Below are 19886 nucleotides of genomic sequence, written 5' to 3'. Positions count from 1 at the left end.
GTGCACACAAGATGAGTAAAAAAAGAGTAGTCGTTACAGGGCTTGGAGCCCTGTCTCCGCTTGGAAACGACGCCGAAACAAGCTGGAAAAATGCAATCGGCGGCGTATCCGGAATCGGACCGATCACACGTGTGGAATCGGACGAGTATCCGGCGAAAGTAGCTGCTGAACTGAAAGATTTCAATATTGAAAATCACATGGATAAAAAAGAAGCGCGAAAAATGGACCGCTTCACGCAATACGCTGTCGTAGCCGCGAAAATGGCCGTTCAAGATGCCGGTCTTAACATCACAGACGAGATCGCGTCGAGAGTCGGCGTTTGGGTCGGGTCCGGAATCGGCGGTCTTGAAACGCTTGAATCCCAATTCGAAATCTTCCTGACAAAAGGGCCGAGAAGGGTCAGCCCGTTCTTTGTTCCGATGATGATTCCTGATATGGCGACAGGCCAAATCTCAATCGCTCTCGGAGCAAAAGGAGTCAACTCCTGTACGGTGACGGCATGTGCGACGGGAACGAACTCTATCGGTGACGCGTTTAAAGTCATTCAGCGCGGCGATGCCGATGCGATGATTACGGGCGGAACAGAAGCGCCGCTGACAAGAATGTCATTTGCGGGCTTCAGCGCAAACAAAGCCCTTTCTACAAATCCTGATCCGAAAACGGCAAGCCGCCCGTTTGATAAAAACCGTGACGGCTTTGTCATGGGAGAAGGCGCGGGGATCATCGTGCTTGAAGAGCTTGAGCATGCCCTTGCCCGCGGTGCGAAAATCTACGGGGAAATTGTCGGCTACGGCTCAACGGGTGACGCCTACCACATTACCGCGCCTGCCCAAGACGGGGAAGGCGGTGCGAGAGCGATGCAGGAAGCAATCAAAGATGCGGGCATCAAGCCTGAAGAAATTGATTACATCAACGCTCACGGCACAAGCACGTACTACAATGATAAATACGAGACAAAAGCCATTAAGACCGTTTTCGGTGATCATGCGTACAAGCTTGCCGTCAGTTCGACAAAATCAATGACGGGTCATTTGTTAGGCGCTGCCGGAGGAATTGAAGCAATCTTCTCCGTCATGGCCATTAAAGACGGCATTATCCCGCCGACGATTAACATCGAAACACCTGATGAAGAGTGTGATTTAGATTATGTACCGGACAAAGCGCGCGAGCAGGATGTCAACGTCGTTCTCAGCAACTCGCTCGGCTTCGGCGGACATAATGCCACTTTGATCTTTAAAAAATATCAATAATACAGTTTTGACCGGCTGCCTGAAAAAGGTGGCCGGTTTTTTTGTGCGTGCATATGATAACAACAAGAGGAGGCGAACCGGTATGAGCGTCAAGCAGACATATCAATGGATGGAAAAGGCGGCATCCGTAAATGATCTGGCCCCGCATCTTTTGCCGCTTTTTTCAGGGGCCGATAAGAAAGAGTGGAAGCCGATACTCGGGATGCTGCAAAACCACGGCATGTTCCGCCATCTGAAGGACGGCGTTAGGACCAGTAAACGGCTGAAAGAAAAAGGATGCTACAGCCATATTCAAAAGGAGGAAGCCTATTTAAAGGAGAAGTGGAACGGGCCGGACGTGCCGATCGTAGTTTTGCCCGTCGATGAACGAAACCGGAAAATCCGTCAGGAATTCGGATCAAAATCCGGTCTGGCCTTTCGGGACAAAATGTTCCTCTTTCTATCGTCGGATAGTTCCAATTCAGCTGTATCCGCCCTTATGACACATGAATATAATCACGTCTGCCGGTTAGAACATGTGACAAAGGACGAAAAAGATGAGACATTTCTTGATACAATCATGATGGAGGGGCTGGCAGAATATGCTGTGTATGAGCGGTTCGGCTCAAGTCTTACGGCGGAATGGACGTCATACTATACGCCTGAGCAGCTTGATTTTCTGTTTGAAAAAAGAGTCAAGCCGAACCTCCGCTTAACGAGAGACAGCAGAATGTTTTCCCAGCTGTTATACGGAAAAGGATACTTCCCCTCAATGCTCGGCTATGCTGTCGGATTCAATATAGTAAAAAAATATTTAACCGACCATCAAAAAACAGTAAAAGAAGCATTGGCCATCCCTTCAAAAACCTTTCTGGAGGCAACGCATTAATAGATTAAAAGAATGGAAATTATTTAAGGATATTACATTTATCCTAAAAAATTCTTGCTTTTGTAATAATGATGTAATAATATACAACTATAAAATTTTTCGACTATTCTATATTTTGTGATAGCGAAACGTATGTTTCCCTCTGCTTCAGCGGAATGAGAAAGGGGCGTATCATGAGCACACTATTAGAAGTGAATAATTTAAAGACCTATTTTTTCAGAAAGAAACAGCCGATCCCCGCAGTCGACGGGGTTGATTTTCACATTAACAAAGGCGAAACCGTCGCTCTTGTAGGAGAATCCGGCTCGGGCAAAAGCATCACCTCGCTTTCTATTATGGGACTTGTCCAAGGCTCGGGCGGAAAAATTATGGACGGCTCGATTAAGCTTGAAGGCAGGGACCTGGCCTCCTTCACCGAAAACGAATATTGCAAAATCCGCGGAAATGACGTCTCTATGATCTTTCAGGAGCCCATGACTTCCCTGAATCCGGTGCTGACCATCGGCGAACAAATTACCGAAGTGCTTGAATACCATAAAAAAATGAATAAAAGAGAAGCGGCTAAAAAAGCCGTTGAGCTTCTGGAACTCGTCGGATTCTCCAGAGCGGAACAAGTGATGAAAGAATATCCGCACCGTCTTTCCGGAGGGATGAGGCAGAGGGTGATGATCGCCATCGCGCTCAGCTGCAATCCGAAGCTTCTGATCGCTGATGAGCCGACGACGGCGCTTGATGTGACGATACAAGCCCAAGTATTGGAGCTGATGAAAGACCTCTGCAAAAAATTCGATACTTCTATTCTGCTGATCACTCACGATTTAGGTGTCGTTTCCGAGGCCGCCGACAGGGTGATCGTGATGTACTGCGGACAAGTCGTAGAGAGCGCGAGTGTGGAGGACTTATTTTTAAACCCTCTTCATCCGTATACCGAAGGGCTGTTAAACTCCATACCGGTGATAGATGGAGAGATTGATACATTAAAAGCGATCAAAGGCAGTGTCCCGACACCGGATAATCTTCCGGAAGGCTGCCGATTCGCCCCGAGGTGTTCAAAAGCGATGGACAAATGCAAAACAGGGCAGCCGGAGCTGATAACGCATGAAAGCGGCCGTTCTGTAAGGTGTTTTTTATATGAGGAAGAGGGTGCCCAATCAAAATGACAGCTGCAGGCCAAGAAACGATTTTAGAGCTGAAAGACGTAAAAAAATATTTCCCGATCCGCTCCGGTTTTTTTCAAAGGAAAGTCGGAGATATAAAGGCTGTTGACGGCGTTTCTTTTTCACTGAAGCGCGGGGAGACGCTCGGCATCGTCGGGGAATCAGGGTGCGGCAAATCAACGGCGGGAAGGACGATGATCCGTTTATACAAGCCGACAGACGGCCGGATTCTTTTTAAGGGTCAGGATATCTCCGGCTTATCTGAAGAAAAGCTGAGAAAAAGCGTCCGCAAAAACATCCAGATGGTCTTCCAAGATCCCTTCGCATCCCTTAACCCGAGGAAAACGCTGCGTTCCATCATTAAAGAGCCGTTCCAGACTCACCATATGTACAGCATGAGCGAGCGGAACGAGCGAGTGGAGGAGCTGCTGGCGAAAGTCGGCCTTCATCCGAGCTTTGCAAACCGCTATCCGCACGAATTTTCCGGGGGGCAGCGCCAGCGGATCGGGATTGCGCGGGCTCTGACATTGAATCCCGAGCTGATTATTGCGGATGAACCCGTTTCCGCACTCGATGTCTCCATTCAGGCCCAGGTCATCAATCTGATGGAAGAACTGCAGGAAGAATTCAACCTGACCTATTTGTTTATTTCTCATGATTTGAGTGTTGTCCGCCATATCAGCGACAGAGTCGGCGTCATGTATCTGGGAAAAATGATGGAGCTGACCGATAAACACGAGCTGTACGGCAATCCGCTTCACCCTTATACGCAAGCGCTTTTGTCTTCAGTGCCCGTCACGAGAAAAAAAGACGCCGTCAAGCGGGAACGAATCATCCTGAAAGGAGAACTGCCAAGCCCGGCAAACCCGCCGAAAGGCTGCGTGTTCCACACGCGGTGCCCGATGGCCAAACCGATCTGCAAGGAACAAATCCCGGCATTTGAAGAAGCCGCTCCCGGCCATTACGTCGCCTGCCATTTATATGCCTGAAATGACAAGCATCGAGAGGGGGTATGCCGGATTACATAACCAGTTTGCTGCATATATATCACAAAGGGGGAATTGATATGAAATTACGTAAAAGCGCACTGATGATGCTAAGTGTTTTTATGGCGCTCGCCATCTTCCTGTCCGCCTGCTCCGGCTCAAAATCCACAAGCACCGAATCCAAACCGGCAGGAAAACCGCAAAAAGGCGGAGATTTGGTTGTCGGGTCAATCGGGGAACCCACACTTTTTAACTCTCTGTATTCTACGGATGACGCAAGTACGGATATTGAAAATATGCTGTACAGCTTTTTAACGAAAACGGATGAAAAACTGAACGTGAAATTATCACTCGCTGAAAGCATTAAAGAATTAGACGGCGGCCTTGCATATGATGTGAAAATCAAGAAAGGCGTTAAGTTTCATGACGGGAAAGAACTGACTGCAGATGACGTCGTATTTACGTACAGTGTCCCTTTAAGCAAAGATTACAAGGGAGAACGCGGATCAACATATGAAATGCTGAAATCCGTAGAGAAAAAAGGCGATTACGAAGTATTGTTCAAGCTGAAATATAAAGACGGTAATTTTTACAATAATGCGTTAGACAGCACAGCCATTCTGCCGAAGCACATTCTCGGTAATGTTCCGATTGCTGATTTAGAAGAAAATGAGTTTAACAGAAAGAAACCGATCGGTTCAGGACCATTTAAGTTTAAAGAATGGAAGCAGGGCCAATATATTAAACTCGAAGCGAATAATGATTATTTTGCAGGAAGACCGTATTTAGATACTGTAACGTATAAAGTCATTCCCGACGCAAATGCTGCCGTTGCTCAGCTGCAGGCAGGCGATATTAATTTCTTTAATGTGCCCGCGACTGACTACAAAACGGCTGAAAAATTTAATAATCTGAAAGTCGTTACTGATTTGGCATTAAGTTACGTGTACATCGGGTGGAATGAAAAAAATGAATTATTTAAAGATAAAAAGGTCCGTCAGGCGCTGACAACCGCTCTTGACCGCGAGTCAATCGTCAGCCAAGTATTAGACGGAGACGGCAAGGTAGCCTACATTCCGGAATCCCCTTTATCTTGGAACTATCCTAAAGATATAGAAGTTCCGAAATTTGCGTACAACGAGAAAAAAGCGAAACAGATGCTTGCAGAAGCCGGCTGGAAAGATACAAACGGTGACGGCATCCTGGATAAAGACGGAAAGAAATTCTCGTTTACCCTTAAAACGAACCAAGGAAACAAAGTCCGTGAAGACATCGCTGTCGTCGTCCAGGAACAGCTGAAAAAAATCGGCATTGAAGTGAAGACCCAAATCGTTGAATGGAGCGCTCTCGTTGAACAAATGAACCCTCCGAATTGGGATTTTGATGCAATGGTCATGGGATGGAGTTTATCCACATTCCCAGATCAATATGACATCTTCCATTCAAGCCAGATTAAAAAGGGCTTAAACTACGTTTGGTATAAAAATGCCGAAGCGGATAAGCTCATGAAAGATGCAAAATCAATCAGTGACAGAAAGCAATATTCAAAAGAATATGAGCAGATCTATCAAAAAATTGCGGAAGATCAGCCGTATACGTTCTTGTATTACCCTAACAATCATATGGCAATGCCGCAAAATCTTGAAGGATTCAAATATCATCCGAAACGTGAATTGTATAATATCGAAAAATGGTGGCTTGCAAAATAATTTTCCCTTAAAGGGGAGGGAGAGCGTTTTCTCCCTCTTCTGTTTTTAATAAGGAAAGTAAAGGGGGACAAGTATATGGCTGCATATATTATCAGAAGAACCTTAATGTCTATCCCGATTTTATTGGGAATTACAATTTTATCATTTGTTATTATGAAAGCCGCGCCCGGAGATCCGATGACATTAATGATGGACCCGAAAATCAGCCAGGCTGACAGAGAGCAGTTTATTGAAAAATACGGTTTGAATGATCCTCAGTACGTTCAATATTTAAAGTGGCTCGGCAACATGGTGCAGGGCGATTTCGGAACGTCTATTGTCAGAAAAGGAACGCCTGTTTCAGAATTGATTATGGCCCGAATGCCCAATACGCTGCTGCTGATGCTCGTTTCAACGATTTTGGCTCTTATGATTTCTATTCCGTTTGGTGTCCTGTCGGCAAAGCGGCCTTATTCAAAGCTCGACTATGGCATTACGTTTACCTCATTTATAGGTCTGGCCATTCCAAACTTTTGGTTTGGATTAATTTTGATTATGATTTTATCAGTAAATCTCGGCTGGTTTCCGACCGGCGGTGTCGAGACGCTGAATGCCGATTTCAATATATTTGACCGGATTCATCATTTAATTCTGCCTGCATTCGTATTAGCTACAGCTGACATGGCCGGACTGACGAGATATACGAGATCCAATATGCTTGATGTATTAAATCAGGATTATATCCGTACAGCGAGAGCGAAAGGGTTCAAGGAAAACCGTGTATTATTTAAACATGGATTGAGAAATGCATTATTACCCGTCATTACAATTTTCGGTTTGATGATTCCCTCGTTTATCGGAGGATCTGTCGTTGTCGAACAAATTTTCACATGGCCGGGGTTAGGAAAGCTGTTTGTTGATTCAGCGTTTCAGCGTGATTATCCCGTCATTATGGCGATGACCGTCATTTCAGCTGTTCTTGTGGTCATTGGCAACCTTGTCGCTGATATTTTATACGCAGTGGTTGATCCGAGAATTGAATATTAAAAGGGGGGACATCGATGGCTGAGCTGAACACATCTCCGTCACCGGAGATCGGGCTGAAAGAAAATATTGCTGAGAAACCGGAAACCATGACAAAAATCTTTTGGGAAAAGTTTTCGAAAAATAAACTGGCGGTTGCAGGTGCTGTTATTCTGTTCGTGATTATTATGTCAGCGATTTTTGCACCGGTGATTGCTCCTTATTCTCAAGAGCAGCAAAGCCTGCTTGATAAATTTAAAGCGCCGGGTCTTGAACATTTGATGGGAACGGATAAATTCGGGCGTGACATCTTCAGCCGTGTTCTATACGGCGCGCGAATCTCTTTACTAGTCGGATTTGCCTCTGTTGTCGGCTCTATTTTTATCGGGACGATTTTAGGAGCGATAGCGGGTTATTTTAAAGGTTTCGCAGATGCTGTTATTATGCGGTTGGTGGATATAGTTCTTTCCATTCCTGATATTTTCTTATTGATTACGCTTGTTACAATCTTTAAGCCAGGCGTGGATAAATTAATTTTAATTTTCTGTCTGACAGGCTGGACGACAACCGCGCGTTTGGTCAGGGGAGAATTTTTATCCCTGCGATCGAGAGAATATGTATTAGCCGCTAAAACAATCGGAACAAAAACACATAAAATTATTTTTTCACATATCCTGCCCAATGCGCTGGGACCGATTATTGTGTCAGCCACTTTAAAAGTCGGATCGGTTATTCTGGCCGAATCGGCGCTAAGTTATCTCGGTTTCGGGATTCAGCCGCCGATCGCAAGCTGGGGCAATATGCTTCAGGATGCACAGAACTTTACGATTATGATTCAGGCTTGGTGGTACCCGTTATTTCCGGGATTGTTCATCCTTCTTACTGTATTGTGCTTTAACTTTGTCGGTGACGGGCTGCGTGATGCGCTTGATCCGAAAAATGTGAAATGATCTCCCGGACGGAACGGGAGATTTTTTTGTTGCAATGCAGTCGGAAATCCAGTTCCGTAATGCGGAAATCTCATATTGAAATGGAATAATTTATCTATCCCTTGCCTATACTGTGGACAACAGTTTTTATAAAGTGAGGGGTCGAATATGTTATTTCTTCATGATGTATGGGTCAATTGGTTTGAAGGGGAAGAAAACGGCTACAATGTGTGCCATTTTCACGAATGGCGGAAGGAAGACACGGTTGAGCTTTTGGATCAGACGCCGCTGCTCAGAGTGCCGTCGGTATTATTTCATTACATAGAAAACGACTTATCAGAGCTTCCGAAAGAGCTGCTAGACCAAGTCCATCAAAAGTCATACGTGCGAAAAAATCATGAGCGGACAAAGCTGGAGTACTGTTTTGTCGTGACAGACGGGATCGGCATCATTGCCGTGGATACGATCGGATATACCATTCCGGTCAGAAAGAGCCGCCTGATTCCGAGACAGGAGCAGCTTGTTTATGAAATGGTAAAGGATGTAGAACCGGAATCGTTTCAATTTGAGCCGGCGCAATTGGAGTCTTCAAAGGAATATCACATTTTGTCATTGGCGCCGGAGCACGTCAGAGGGCTGACGAGAAAAGAGCGGCAGATCAAGCAGCTGATGTTTATGGCGCTCGACCAGCTGAAAGGGCTGAAAAACCGTGCGGAAATTGTGTATTGGTACACGGAATGGAATCCGCATATGTATGAGCAGATCAAACGGATGAGCTTTGAAGAGATCTGGGACATGCTTTACAATGAAACAATTGAAGGCTGGTCAGATAAACATCTTGCGTTCTGTGAAAATTTGATTAAAGGGCAGCCGTTTTTCGAAAAGCTTTGGGAAATGGAGCAGGAATCAAAAGTGAACTAAAAAAAGAGGCGGGAGAATCCCCGCCTCTTTTCTTTATCTTCTTTTCCGTCCGAGACCCATGGCGTTTTCCATTTTCTTCACCATTTTGCCGGCCGTTTTGTTTGCGCGCGCCGCTCCTTCGTCGAGAATGCGGTCAAGCTCGTCGCTCTCAATTAATTCACGGTAGCGCTCTTGGATCGGTGTCAATGCGCCGATAACGACTTCGGCTAAATCGCTTTTGAATTCACCGTACCCTTTGCCCTCATATTCAGCTTCTAATTCTTCAATTGATGTGTTTCCTAAAATAGAATAGATCGTCAAAAGATTAGAAACGCCCGGTTTGTTTTCTTTATCATACTTTACAATGCCTTCAGAATCAGTCACGGCGCTCTTGATTTTCTTCTCGAGCTGCTTCGGCTCATCAAGCAGCGTGATAAATGCCTTTTGGTTCGCATCTGATTTGCTCATTTTTTTGAGAGGATCAGCCAGTGACATGATGCGCGCGCCTGATTCAGGAATTTTCACCTCAGGAATCGTGAAGATGTCATTGTATTTTTTATTAAAGCGTTCCGCCAGGTTGCGGGTCAGTTCAAGATGCTGTTTTTGGTCTTCTCCGACCGGAACAAGATCCGTTCCGTACAGTAAAATATCGCCGGCCATCAGCGGCGGATAGGTTAACAGGCCTGAAACGACGGCTTCTTTGCCCTTTGACTTATCCTTAAATTGCGTCATCCGCTCAAGCTCGCCGATATATGCGACGCATTGGAGCATCCACCCCGCCTGGGCATGAGCGGGAACCTCCGACTGGATAAAGAGGGTCGCTTTCTCAGGATCAAGTCCGACGGCCACGTAAAGAGCCGCGAGATTGCGGATGTTCTTCCGCAGTTCAAGCCGATCCTGCGGAACCGTAATCGCATGCTGATCGACAATGCAGAAGTAGCCGTTGTAGTCATGCTGCAAATCGACAAATTGTTTCATTGCGCCGATGTAGTTGCCGAGGGTAACGGAACCGCTCGGCTGAATGCCTGAAAAAATCGTTTTCTTCATAGTTCTTACCTCATTTCTTAAAACATAATAAAAAAAGCCCATTCTTCCCGTAGAAAAAAGGGACGAATGAACCGTGGTGCCACCCTGATTATTCCATTACAATGGAATCGCTCGAGACGTTGGTAACGGAGGCTGCTCCGGCTGGGCCTACTAACGTTCGGTCAGCTGCTCAGAAGTCCATTCCACATTGCCCGTTACCTGCTCCCAGCACCGCAGACTCTCTTCAAACGGATGAAAATGTGTACTATTCTTCATCATCGCAATCACAACAAATGTATTTGATTGATCTATTATAAATCAATTATAGCCAAATGTCATCAGAGGAATACAAGCTTATTTCCAGTTTGCTTAAGGGATGGAAATCCTCAAAAAGAACTGAAAATGCTTAAATGATAACGTATATCAACATTTCGTATAACGAATATTATATGTAAAAAGCAATATGAACTGGAAATTGCAATAAAAAAATTTAGTTAGGTCATGCTTTAAACTATAGAAGTGTATCACCTTTTTGACAGAAAAACTGACCAAATTTAAATATTTTAAATTGAGAAAATAGTATTGCAATAAATTATTCATTTCATTATAATGAACTTGTTCACTCTATTGTTACAGCTTCTTTACATAAAATAATCAGAAAAGACGGAACACAATTAAAGTTTAGAAAAATATTAAGTTATTTTGTCTGATATTTCTGAGTATTTAGTAGTAAAGGCTGAAAAATTTGATTAGGGGGTTAGTGCATGAAAAAGCGTTGGTCTATTGTAGGTTTGATGCTTATCTTTTCGCTTGTATTAAGTGCGTGCGGCGGATTCAGCGGCGGATCAGGCGACACCAAAGGACAGACTTCACTTAATATCAATATTAAAACCGAGCCGTTCTCACTGCATCCGGGTTTAGCGAATGATTCCGTTTCAGGAGGCGTAATCCGACAGACTTTTGAAGGATTGACACGCGTAAACTCCAAAGGTGAGCCTGAAGAAGGAATGGCATCTAAAATTGAAACAAGCAAAGACGGAAAGACCTATACATTTACGATTCGTGACGGTGCGAAATGGTCTAACGGCGACCCTGTGACGGCGCAGGATTTTGAATACGCGTGGAAATGGGCGCTTGACCCGAACAACGAATCACAATACGCTTATCAGCTCTACTACATCAAAGGCGCTGAAGCTGCCAATACAGGAAAAGGCAAGATTGATGATGTAGGCGTAAAAGCCGTAAATGACAAAACATTAAAGGTTGAACTGAATAACCCGACACCTTATTTCACCCAATTAACTTCATTCTATACGTATATGCCGGTCAACAAGAAAATTGCGGAAAAACATAAAAACTGGAACACAAACGCGGGCGAGAATTATGTGTCAAACGGCCCATTCAAAATGACGGCCTGGAAACACAGCGGTTCCATCACGCTCGAAAAGAACGATCAATATTGGGATAAAGACGCTGTGAAATTGAAGAAAATCAACATGGTGATGATTAACAATAACAACACCGAACTGAAAAAATTCCAGGCCGGTGAGCTTGACTGGGCAGGAATGCCGCTCGGCCAGCTTCCGACTGAATCTCTGCCGACATTGAAAAAAGACGGATCTCTTCACGTTGAACCGATCGCAGGCGTGTATTGGTACAAATTCAACACAGAAGAGAAACCGCTGAACAATGTCAACATCCGTAAAGCCCTTGCTTATGCGATCGACCGCTCGTCCATCGTGAAAAATGTAACGCAGGGCGAACAAATCCCGGCTATGGCTGCGGTGCCGCCGTGCTTGATTTATTAATCGGCGTAATCTGGGGCAGCATTTCCGGATTCCGCGGCGGACGCACAGATGAAGTGATGATGCGCATCGCCGACATTCTGTGGGCTGTTCCTTCATTATTAATGGTTATTTTGCTGATGGTTGTCCTGCCGAAAGGATTGCTCACCATTATCGTCGCCATGACAATCACGGGCTGGATCAATATGGCGAGAATCGTCCGCGGACAGGTGCTGCAATTAAAGAATCAGGAGTATGTGCTTGCTTCACAGACACTCGGCGCCAAAACCGGCCGGCTTTTGTTTAAGCATATCGTCCCGAACGCGATGGGCTCTATCCTCGTAACGATGACACTGACGGTTCCGACGGCGATTTTTACAGAAGCGTTTTTAAGTTATTTGGGCCTCGGCGTACCTGCGCCGCTTGCGAGCTGGGGAACGATGGCCTCAGACGGATTGCCTGCATTAACCTATTACCCTTGGCGTCTGTTCTTCCCTGCCGGCTTTATCTGCCTGGCGATGTTCGGCTTTAACGTTGTCGGCGACGGGTTAAGAGACGCGCTGGATCCTAAGTTACGCAAATAAGGAGTGATATGAGTGACACGTTTGCTAGAAGTAAAAGACTTAGCCATTTCATTTAAAACATACGGCGGAGAGGTACAGGCAATCCGCGGCGTGAATTTCCATTTGAATAAAGGAGAGACGCTGGCGATCGTGGGGGAGTCGGGTTCCGGAAAAAGTGTGACCTCCCAAGCGATTATGAAGCTGATTCCGATGCCGCCGGGCTACTTTAAAAGAGGACAGATTCTTTTTGACGGACGCGATATCGTGCCGATGTCTGAAAAAGAAATGCAGGCCATCAGAGGAAAGGACATCGGAATGATTTTCCAAGACCCGATGACCTCTCTGAACCCGACGATGAGAGTCGGCAAACAAATTACGGAAGTGCTTTTCAAACATGAAAAAATCTCAAGTGAAGCGGCGAAAAAGCGCGCCATAGAGCTGCTTGATCTCGTCGGGATTCCGATGCCCGAAAAACGGATCGGCCAATTCCCCCATGAATTTTCAGGCGGGATGAGACAGCGTGTCGTCATCGCGATGGCGCTTGCGGCAAATCCGAAACTGTTAATTGCCGATGAACCGACAACAGCGCTTGATGTGACGATTCAGGCACAGATCCTTGAGCTGATGAAAGATCTGCAAAAGAAAATTGATACGTCTATCATTTTTATCACGCATGATCTTGGCGTTGTCGCCAATGTCGCCGACCGGGTCGCCGTCATGTACGCAGGTCAGGTCGTCGAATCGGGCACGGTGGATGAAATCTTTTATGATCCGCGCCATCCGTATACGTGGGGGCTGCTTGCCTCAATGCCTAGCCTGGACAGCACCGATCAGGAAAAACTGACGGCCATCCCGGGCACGCCGCCTGATCTGACGAATCCTCCGAAAGGGGATGCATTTGCGCTCCGCAGCTCATATGCGATGAAAATTGACTTTGAACAGGAACCGCCGATGTATAAAGTGTCTGATACGCATTTTGTGAAATCGTGGCTTCTGCATCCTGATGCGCCTAAGGTCGAGCCCCCTGAAGCGGTGAAGGCTAAAATCCGTCAGCTTCCGAATACGTATCAGCATCCTGTTTTAATGAAGGAAGGTGAAAAAAATGACTGAGAAACTTCTCGAAATCAAACATTTAAAACAGCATTTTTTCACGCAGAAAGGAACGGTAAAAGCCGTAGATGATTTGTCATTTGATATTTATAAAGGCGAAACGCTCGGCCTTGTCGGAGAATCGGGCTGCGGTAAATCAACGACGGGCCGCAGTATTATCCGGCTGTATGAGGCAACCGGCGGGGAAGTTCTCTTTAACGGGGAAAATGTCCACGGGAAAAAATCCCGCAAGAAGCTGCTGGAATTTAACCGGAAAATGCAGATGATTTTCCAGGATCCGTACGCATCTTTAAATCCGAGAATGACAGTCGCCGACATTATTGCCGAGGGAATAGATATTCACCGCCTGGCAAAAACGAAAAAAGAGCGGATGCAGCGGGTTCACGAACTGCTGGAAACGGTCGGTTTAAATAAAGAGCACGCCAACCGCTACCCGCATGAATTTTCGGGCGGACAGCGCCAGCGTATCGGAATCGCCAGAGCGCTGGCGGTTGATCCGGAGTTTATCATCGCGGACGAACCGATTTCGGCGCTTGATGTCTCCATTCAGGCGCAAGTCGTCAATTTAATGAAAGAATTGCAGAAAGAAAAAGGGCTCACTTACCTGTTTATCGCCCATGATTTATCAATGGTCAAATACATCAGCGACCGCATCGGCGTCATGTATTTCGGAAAATTGGTGGAGCTTGCGCCGGCGGATGAGCTTTACGAAAACCCGCTTCATCCATATACGAAATCATTGCTGTCCGCTATCCCGCTTCCTGATCCGGACTATGAAAGAAATCGCATGCGAAAGAAATACGATCCGGCAGTTCATCAGCTCCAGGAAGGAGAAAAAATGGAATTCAGAGAAGTGAAACCGGGACATTTTGTCATGTGCACAGAAGCTGAATTTAAAACCTATCTATAAAAGTATCATCCTCCAAGACTCAGTCTTGGAGGATTTTTTTGCGCACATTCAAGTTTATTAAGCCTGCTCCCGTTTTTCTATAATGGAAAAAAAGGGGGAGATCAGTATGAAAACCATTTTGTGCGCCATTTGTGCGGGACTGTTTATCAGTGCAGCCGCTTATCCGGCCCACGCCGCTGCGAAAGAGGAGCAGCCGCTTGTAAAAATAGCGCTGGCTGAAAAAGAACTGCCGAAATCAAATGCACGGTTCGCTTATCCGTCAGGGCTGCATTTTTCACATCCTGATAAGGTGCGGGGCATTTACGTCACAGGGCATTCAGCGGGAGGAAGCAAATTCGGGGAGCTGACAGACTTTGTGGACAAAACGGAACTCAATACAATGGTGATTGATGTCAAGGATGACAACGGAAACCTCACCTTTAAGCCGGACGGCCATTCTGAGTATGCCGAAATCGCCAAGCCGTACATCAAAGACCCAAAAAAGATGATGAAAAAGCTGGAGGAAAAAAAGATCTATCCGATTGCGCGTATTGTCGTATTTAAAGACAGCGAACTCGCGAACAAAAAGCCGGAGTGGTCCTTTAAAGAAAAAAACGGAAGTGTCTGGAAAAACGGCCGCGGCGAATCGTTCGTCAATCCGTTTATGAAAGAAGTATGGGATTACAATGTAAAGATTGCAAAACAAGCCGTAAAGATGGGTTTTCAAGAAATTCAGTTTGATTATGTCCGTTTTCCTGAAGGATTTGAAAAACGTGATGACGAACTGACATACGGTCACGGCGATTACGGGAAAACAGCAGACAGCAATGTGCAAAAACGCGTTCATGCCGTCACCGATTTTGTCGGTTATGCGAAGAAAAAACTCAAGCCGTACGGCGCGGATGTGTCGGTTGATATTTTCGGCTATTCAGCCACGCTGCCGGAAGCGCCTGGGATCGGCCAGAATTTCAGCAAAATTTCAGAACAGGTCGATGTCATTTCATCCATGATTTATCCGAGCCATTGGACAAGCTATTTCGGCATTGATAAACCGGATCTTGAGCCTTACAAAGTCGTCAAAGAATACGCGAAGGTGGAAAATAAAAAACTGTCTAAGCTGAAACACCCGCCTGTATCGCGTCCGTGGCTTCAGGACTTCACGGCATCATATCTCGGCAGCGGAAATTATCAAAAGTACGGGAAACGCCAGGTGGAAGACCAGGTTAAAGCGCTGCATGATGAAGGAATTGACGAATTTTTATTATGGGACGCGGCAAACCGTTATACCAAAAACGTCGATTACACACCATTTTAAAAAAATTGAAACCATGTTAAAGGATCACACGTCTTAATAGATGTAAGATTGTTTAAACAATCGGAAATGGGGTATATCTAAAAGTGTGAAGACAACGAACCCATAAGGAGCAAATGAATGAACTGGTACGAAAAGCTGAGTGAATATTTTCCGATTGAAGAAATGAAATCAAAATCGCATATGGAGGCTCTGTTAAAGGAGCAAAGCGATGTTTATCATAAAGAAGAGGGGCAGTACCACGTGCTGATGTATGCGGAATTTGACTCTTTCATCTTTATTGATTACCTGTTTGTGTCAAAGAAATCCAGAGGACAAGGCCTCGGAAGCAAGCTGATCGGCAGGCTGAAAAAGAAAAACAAGCCGATTCTGCTTGAGGTGGAGCCTGTTGACGAGGATGACACGGATACACAGAAACGCTTGCGTTTTTATCAAAGAGAGCATTTCAAGCATGCGCAGTCAATCGGGTATCGGCGCCGGTCATTGGCTACGAATGAAGTGAACAAAATGGAGATTCTGTACTGGTCACCTAAGACGGAATCAGAAGAAGAAATGTTTGAAGCAATGAAACAGACATATGAAAACATTCACACTTATAAAGATGAAAAATGGTACGGAGAATCATACGAAAAAACGGATGAAGTTCTCAAAGTCATTGATGAGAAAAAACGAAAAAACATTTTCGATCAGCTGAGCTAATTGAGAATGGGGAAACATCCGCCAGCCGTAAATTTGCCGGATTGACACATTTTTTTCTCAGGAGACTGTTCACACTTACTTTTTTATAGTATAATACCTATAAAGATTCCTTTTTTAAAGTCATTTCAATTTGAGAATACAAACATGTTCATCCTACTAATTAGAGGAGTGAAGATTAATGGTTACATTATACACATCACCTAGCTGTACGTCATGCAGAAAAGCAAGAGCTTGGCTTGAAGAGCACGAGATTCCGTTTGTAGAGAGAAACATTTTCTCCGAGCCGTTATCAATTGATGAGATCAAGCAGATTCTGCGTATGACTGAAGACGGTACGGATGAAATTATCTCTACCCGTTCTAAAGTATTCCAGAAACTGAACGTAAATGTTGAATCTATGCCGCTTCAAGACTTATATACTTTAATCAATGAGCATCCGGGACTGCTCCGCCGTCCGATCATCATTGATGAAAAACGTCTGCAAGTCGGCTATAACGAAGATGAAATCAGACGATTCCTGCCAAGAAAAGTGCGTTCTTTCCAATTAAGAGAAGCACAGCGTCTTGCCAACTGATATAAGCTTACGATAAGCATGGAAAAAGCCCAAAACCATCGCGGTTTGGGCTTTTTTTATTTTTCAGTCTGCTGGTAAATCATACTGGCGAGGATAACAAATACGACGGTCAAAATCGGCAGCATCATTTGTATAATGCCGTGTTCAGCCATGAAAAATGACAGCTTGCTGTCTCTGGCAATCATTTCACCGCCGGTAAATGCGAGAAGACCGCTCCCGGCATACATCAATAAAGGCATTTTTTCCATGGCGGCATGAACGAGCTTGCTGCCCCAAATGATAATCGGCACCGAGATGAAGAGACCGATCACTACAAGTGTCAGCTCACCGTGAGAAGCGCCGGCTACTGCGATGACGTTGTCAAGCGACATAAAGATATCAGCCAGAACGATTGTGCGGATGGCTTTCCAAAGAGAAGAACTGCTTTTCACATGCTGCGCATCTTTCTTCTCAATCAGAAGCTGATAGCCGAGATACAATAAAAATACCCCGCCTGCGCATTGCAAAAAAGGAACATTCAATAAATAGACCGCAGCGCTCGTCAGAACGATTCTCAAGATGACTGCGATAAATGTTCCGAAGATGATCGCTTGCTGTCTTTGTTTATGGGCCAGATTCCGGCTGGCCATCGCGATGACGACGGCATTGTCACCGCCGAGAATAAGGTCAATCCCGATAATAAGCAGAAGGGACAGCAGGTAATCGTGCGGCATGGTAACACCTCGCTTATAGATCGATTGCTTGTACAGCTAATATATGAAGCAGTGCGCTATTTATGATGGGAACCGGGAGAAAGCCTGTTTTTCGCTGTGAAAATGCTTTTTTATTTCTTTTATAACTGTTTTATCATAAAATAGAAATATAAAGAATTTGCGCTGTCTTCTATAAGGTTAAGATGTGGACGGAATGGGTAAAGTGTAGTAAAGTACTATTCATCGGGAGCTTAGATGTCCCTTCAACATCTTATAAAGAAGGGAAGGTTGGCAAAATGGAAATAGAAAGAATTAATGAGCATACTGTAAAATTTTATATGTCTTATGGTGATATTGAAGATCGCGGTTTTGACAGAGAAGAAATCTGGTACAATCGCGAGCGCAGTGAAGAACTGTTCTGGGAAGTCATGGATGAAGTGCATGATGAAGAGGAATTCGCTGTCGAGGGTCCTCTTTGGATTCAGGTTCAGGCATTGGACAAAGGACTGGAAATAATCGTAACAAAAGCCCAGCTTTCCAAGGACGGACAAAAACTCGAACTGCCGATCCCGGAAGATAAAAAACAAGAGCCGGCAGATGAAAATCTCGATGCTTTACTTGATGATTTCCAGAAAGAAGAGCAGGCCGAGAGCCGGGAAGATAAGGAGCAAAAGCTTCAGTTCACTTTGCGGTTCGATGATTTTGAGGATCTCATCTCGCTATCAAAATTGAATCTTAACGGAATTAAAACGACCCTGTATTCGTTTGAAGACCGATATTATTTATATGCAGATTTTTATGAGCAAACTGATGAAGAGGTTGAAAATCAGCTAAGCATCCTGTTGGAGTACGCGCACGAATCATCAGTCAGCATTCACCGTCTTGAAGAATACGGCAAATTGGTGATCGCTGATCATGCGTTATATACAATAAAGAAACACTTTGCATCATAACAAACCGATTTCTCTCAGCAGAAATCGGTTTTTTTTGTTCTGAATGACAGGATGAACGGCTGAAAACCGTATAACGGCTCTCATCCGCAAACAGGATTATATCTTCTTCCTGCTGAATACAACAAGATTCAGGAAAGGAGAAGATGCAACATGTTCAGTGCTGTGACTGCCGATGGACGGCTCATTCAGCTGGCCGGAAGCTATTCAAAGGAAAAAGCGGCGGAGCTGAGAAAGAAACGCTGGTTCTGCCCCGTTTGCAAAAGTGAGCTTGATATCAAACTGGGACGGGAGAAACTGCCGCACTTCGCTCATAAAAAAAGCAGGCTGTGTCCCGGGGAATCCGAACCTGAAAGCGAATACCATCTTGAAGGAAAAAGACAGCTTTTTCTCTGGCTAAAGACACAAGGGTGCAGTGTCAGCCTGGAACCGTATCTGACTTCCGCGGGACAGCGGCCTGACTTGACGGCAGAAAGCGGAGACGAGAGGCTGGCTTTTGAATTTCAATGTGCGAACCTTTCGGCGGACTCTTTAAAGAGCCGGACGGCAGGCCTGAAAAACGCCGGGTACCGGCCGGTCTGGATCATCGGGGCAAAACGGTTAAAACGGATGGCCGCGCAATTTTTCCGGCTTTCTGCTTTTCACTGGCAGTTCTTTGAAGTCAATTCATTTTCCTCCTTACTGTTTTACTGCCCCGACGCCCGCTCCTTTTACAGGCTGCATTCCATCACTCCATTTTACACCGGCTATTCTTATGCCGGCTTAACCACAATCCCTCTTCACAAAGCAAACCTGAAAGACATTTGTCATCCGGAAGGGCGGCACAGCGTCAGACTTCCCTCGTGGGGACGTGCCGTAGCCGGCTTCCGCAACAAAAGCGGGCGGTTTTTATCAGAAGATGCCGATCTTATCCGGCGTCTTTTTTACGAAAGACATCAGGTTGCATTTCCATTTCTCCCATCTGAAGTGTTTATTCCCGTTTCAGCGGGCTTTGTGTTTGCAAGTCCTGTTTTTGTGTGGCAGGGCCATTTATACTTACGGCTTGCGGAACTTTCTAAAAAAGGCGCGCCGATCCGATTATCCGGCATGGTTCATGATTTACGGCAAAAAATCAGGCATAAGGAGATCCGGATGCGGTATGGTTCACAAGATAGCCTTATCAGAATGGCGGTAAAACAATATGCTGATTTCTTATGCTTGCAGGATTTTTTAAGGGAAATTGAGAATGAAGTATATATGCCCTCATCTCAACGGAAGCTCCCTCAAACGGCAGAAGAGCTGCGCCGGCGGGATCTGCTCTTTTTTGGGGAATGAGAATGCTTCATTTCGTTCACCCTAACGTCAAGGTGGTGGCGAATGTGAGGGGCGTACAAGCATTTTGTTTTCGTTTTTTCACTGTATTATTGGTATGCTCGGTCTTATATGCCGCATATGATTTGACAAAAGGCAGTGAAAAGCCGGAAGATAATCACAACACAAGTTTTTG

At 45.3% G+C, this 19886-nt stretch carries 17 protein-coding genes, 2 pseudogenes and 1 other annotated feature; of the genes and pseudogenes, 17 read left to right on the top strand and 2 right to left on the bottom strand.

Going from position 1 to position 19886, the window contains the following annotated elements; translation table 11 throughout:
* The first annotated feature begins 11 nt into the window (after positions 1–11).
* The 8 genes from fabF to ACWHAR_RS08670 all read left to right on the top strand — a co-directional run bounded on the left by fabF (position 12) and on the right by ACWHAR_RS08670 (position 8822).
* A complete protein-coding gene (gene fabF / locus ACWHAR_RS08705; RefSeq protein ID WP_032874451.1) occupies positions 12–1250 on the top strand; it encodes a beta-ketoacyl-ACP synthase II in 1239 nt (412 codons plus the stop codon).
* A gap of 82 nt (positions 1251–1332) precedes the next feature.
* Positions 1333–2118 carry a DUF2268 domain-containing protein gene (locus tag ACWHAR_RS08700; protein ID WP_029325951.1) on the top strand — a complete coding sequence of 262 codons (786 nt, stop codon included), beginning with the start codon at positions 1333–1335 and terminating at the stop codon, positions 2116–2118.
* Positions 2119–2291: 173 nt separating this feature from the next.
* The gene (locus ACWHAR_RS08695; protein WP_029325950.1) at positions 2292–3278 is read left to right on the top strand and encodes an ABC transporter ATP-binding protein; all 987 of its coding nucleotides are present in this window, start codon (positions 2292–2294) and stop codon (positions 3276–3278) included.
* The gene (locus ACWHAR_RS08690) at positions 3275–4264 is read left to right on the top strand and encodes an ABC transporter ATP-binding protein (RefSeq protein ID WP_007610590.1); all 990 of its coding nucleotides are present in this window, start codon (positions 3275–3277) and stop codon (positions 4262–4264) included. The genes ACWHAR_RS08695 and ACWHAR_RS08690 overlap by 4 nt, the downstream gene beginning before the upstream one ends.
* Positions 4265–4341: 77 nt before the next feature.
* Positions 4342–5970 (top strand): peptide-binding protein, encoded by a 1629-nt coding sequence (locus ACWHAR_RS08685; protein ID WP_032874452.1) that lies wholly within the window; start codon positions 4342–4344, stop codon positions 5968–5970.
* Between the two features lie 75 nt (positions 5971–6045).
* Positions 6046–6996 (top strand): oligopeptide ABC transporter permease AppB, encoded by a 951-nt coding sequence (gene appB / locus ACWHAR_RS08680; protein ID WP_007610596.1) that lies wholly within the window; start codon positions 6046–6048, stop codon positions 6994–6996.
* A 14-nt stretch (positions 6997–7010) separates the two neighbouring features.
* Positions 7011–7922 (top strand): oligopeptide ABC transporter permease, encoded by a 912-nt coding sequence (gene opp4C, locus ACWHAR_RS08675; protein ID WP_007610598.1) that lies wholly within the window; start codon positions 7011–7013, stop codon positions 7920–7922.
* A gap of 147 nt (positions 7923–8069) precedes the next feature.
* A complete protein-coding gene (locus ACWHAR_RS08670; protein ID WP_007409116.1) occupies positions 8070–8822 on the top strand; it encodes a YjbA family protein in 753 nt (250 codons plus the stop codon).
* Between the two features lie 33 nt (positions 8823–8855).
* Here the strand turns inward: ACWHAR_RS08670 and trpS are convergent, their stop codons facing one another.
* Positions 8856–9848, bottom strand: coding sequence for a tryptophan--tRNA ligase (gene trpS / locus ACWHAR_RS08665; RefSeq protein WP_032874453.1), 993 nt, complete (start codon positions 9846–9848; stop codon positions 8856–8858).
* A 55-nt stretch (positions 9849–9903) separates the two neighbouring features.
* Positions 9904–10115 (bottom strand) — a binding site (T-box leader).
* A 476-nt stretch (positions 10116–10591) separates the two neighbouring features.
* Here trpS and ACWHAR_RS08660 point away from each other — a divergent pair.
* The 7 genes and pseudogenes from ACWHAR_RS08660 to spx all read left to right on the top strand — a co-directional run.
* Positions 10592–11626 (top strand): annotated as a pseudogene (locus tag ACWHAR_RS08660) (peptide ABC transporter substrate-binding protein); the annotation flags it as partial.
* Positions 11605–12195, top strand: a pseudogene (locus ACWHAR_RS08655) (ABC transporter permease); the annotation flags it as partial. The pseudogenes ACWHAR_RS08660 and ACWHAR_RS08655, both read left to right, overlap by 22 nt.
* A gap of 12 nt (positions 12196–12207) precedes the next feature.
* Positions 12208–13284, top strand: a complete 1077-nt coding sequence (locus ACWHAR_RS08650) for an ABC transporter ATP-binding protein (protein WP_003155039.1) — start codon at positions 12208–12210, stop codon at positions 13282–13284.
* Positions 13277–14194 carry an oligopeptide ABC transporter ATP-binding protein OppF gene (oppF, locus tag ACWHAR_RS08645; protein ID WP_017417453.1) on the top strand — a complete coding sequence of 306 codons (918 nt, stop codon included), beginning with the start codon at positions 13277–13279 and terminating at the stop codon, positions 14192–14194. Before ACWHAR_RS08650 ends, oppF begins: the two co-directional genes overlap by 8 nt.
* 106 nt (positions 14195–14300) lie before the next feature.
* Positions 14301–15488, top strand: coding sequence for a putative glycoside hydrolase (locus tag ACWHAR_RS08640; protein WP_079891125.1), 1188 nt, complete (start codon positions 14301–14303; stop codon positions 15486–15488).
* A 117-nt stretch (positions 15489–15605) separates the two neighbouring features.
* On the top strand, positions 15606–16184 hold the full coding sequence (locus ACWHAR_RS08635) for a GNAT family N-acetyltransferase (protein WP_032874457.1): 579 nt from the start codon (positions 15606–15608) through the stop codon (positions 16182–16184).
* Between the two features lie 178 nt (positions 16185–16362).
* Positions 16363–16758: a transcriptional regulator Spx gene (gene spx, locus ACWHAR_RS08630; RefSeq protein WP_003155034.1), complete on the top strand. Its 396-nt coding sequence runs from the start codon at positions 16363–16365 to the stop codon at positions 16756–16758.
* A gap of 56 nt (positions 16759–16814) precedes the next feature.
* On the opposite strand, the gene ACWHAR_RS08625 is transcribed toward spx, so the two are convergent.
* Positions 16815–17471, bottom strand: coding sequence for a TerC family protein (locus ACWHAR_RS08625; RefSeq protein ID WP_032874459.1), 657 nt, complete (start codon positions 17469–17471; stop codon positions 16815–16817).
* A 275-nt stretch (positions 17472–17746) separates the two neighbouring features.
* Here ACWHAR_RS08625 and mecA point away from each other — a divergent pair, with 275 nt between their 5' ends.
* Positions 17747–18403: an adaptor protein MecA gene (gene mecA, locus ACWHAR_RS08620; RefSeq protein WP_003155032.1), complete on the top strand. Its 657-nt coding sequence runs from the start codon at positions 17747–17749 to the stop codon at positions 18401–18403.
* Between the two features lie 150 nt (positions 18404–18553).
* Positions 18554–19714 carry a competence protein CoiA family protein gene (locus tag ACWHAR_RS08615; protein ID WP_032874460.1) on the top strand — a complete coding sequence of 387 codons (1161 nt, stop codon included), beginning with the start codon at positions 18554–18556 and terminating at the stop codon, positions 19712–19714.
* The last annotated feature ends 172 nt before the right edge of the window (positions 19715–19886 follow it).

Source organism: Bacillus sp. LR--39 (genome assembly GCF_053613335.1).
This window is presented reverse-complemented; position numbering and strand designations above follow the sequence as displayed.

Excerpts from the sequence above, each read along its gene's own strand:
- fabF (WP_032874451.1), top strand. The coding sequence starts at position 12 with ATGAGTAAAAAAAGAGTAGTCGTTACAGGGCTTGGAGCCCTGTCTCCG.
- ACWHAR_RS08670 (WP_007409116.1), top strand. The coding sequence starts at position 8,070 with ATGTTATTTCTTCATGATGTATGGGTCAATTGGTTTGAAGGGGAAGAA.
- ACWHAR_RS08700 (WP_029325951.1), top strand. The coding sequence starts at position 1,333 with ATGAGCGTCAAGCAGACATATCAATGGATGGAAAAGGCGGCATCCGTA.
- ACWHAR_RS08635 (WP_032874457.1), top strand. The coding sequence starts at position 15,606 with ATGAACTGGTACGAAAAGCTGAGTGAATATTTTCCGATTGAAGAAATG.
- opp4C (WP_007610598.1), top strand. The coding sequence starts at position 7,011 with ATGGCTGAGCTGAACACATCTCCGTCACCGGAGATCGGGCTGAAAGAA.
- ACWHAR_RS08625 (WP_032874459.1), bottom strand. The coding sequence starts at position 17,471 with ATGCCGCACGATTACCTGCTGTCCCTTCTGCTTATTATCGGGATTGAC.
- trpS (WP_032874453.1), bottom strand. The coding sequence starts at position 9,848 with ATGAAGAAAACGATTTTTTCAGGCATTCAGCCGAGCGGTTCCGTTACC.
- ACWHAR_RS08640 (WP_079891125.1), top strand. The coding sequence starts at position 14,301 with ATGAAAACCATTTTGTGCGCCATTTGTGCGGGACTGTTTATCAGTGCA.
- ACWHAR_RS08615 (WP_032874460.1), top strand. The coding sequence starts at position 18,554 with ATGTTCAGTGCTGTGACTGCCGATGGACGGCTCATTCAGCTGGCCGGA.
- ACWHAR_RS08690 (WP_007610590.1), top strand. The coding sequence starts at position 3,275 with ATGACAGCTGCAGGCCAAGAAACGATTTTAGAGCTGAAAGACGTAAAA.
- ACWHAR_RS08685 (WP_032874452.1), top strand. The coding sequence starts at position 4,342 with ATGAAATTACGTAAAAGCGCACTGATGATGCTAAGTGTTTTTATGGCG.
- oppF (WP_017417453.1), top strand. The coding sequence starts at position 13,277 with ATGACTGAGAAACTTCTCGAAATCAAACATTTAAAACAGCATTTTTTC.
- mecA (WP_003155032.1), top strand. The coding sequence starts at position 17,747 with ATGGAAATAGAAAGAATTAATGAGCATACTGTAAAATTTTATATGTCT.
- spx (WP_003155034.1), top strand. The coding sequence starts at position 16,363 with ATGGTTACATTATACACATCACCTAGCTGTACGTCATGCAGAAAAGCA.
- ACWHAR_RS08695 (WP_029325950.1), top strand. The coding sequence starts at position 2,292 with ATGAGCACACTATTAGAAGTGAATAATTTAAAGACCTATTTTTTCAGA.
- appB (WP_007610596.1), top strand. The coding sequence starts at position 6,046 with ATGGCTGCATATATTATCAGAAGAACCTTAATGTCTATCCCGATTTTA.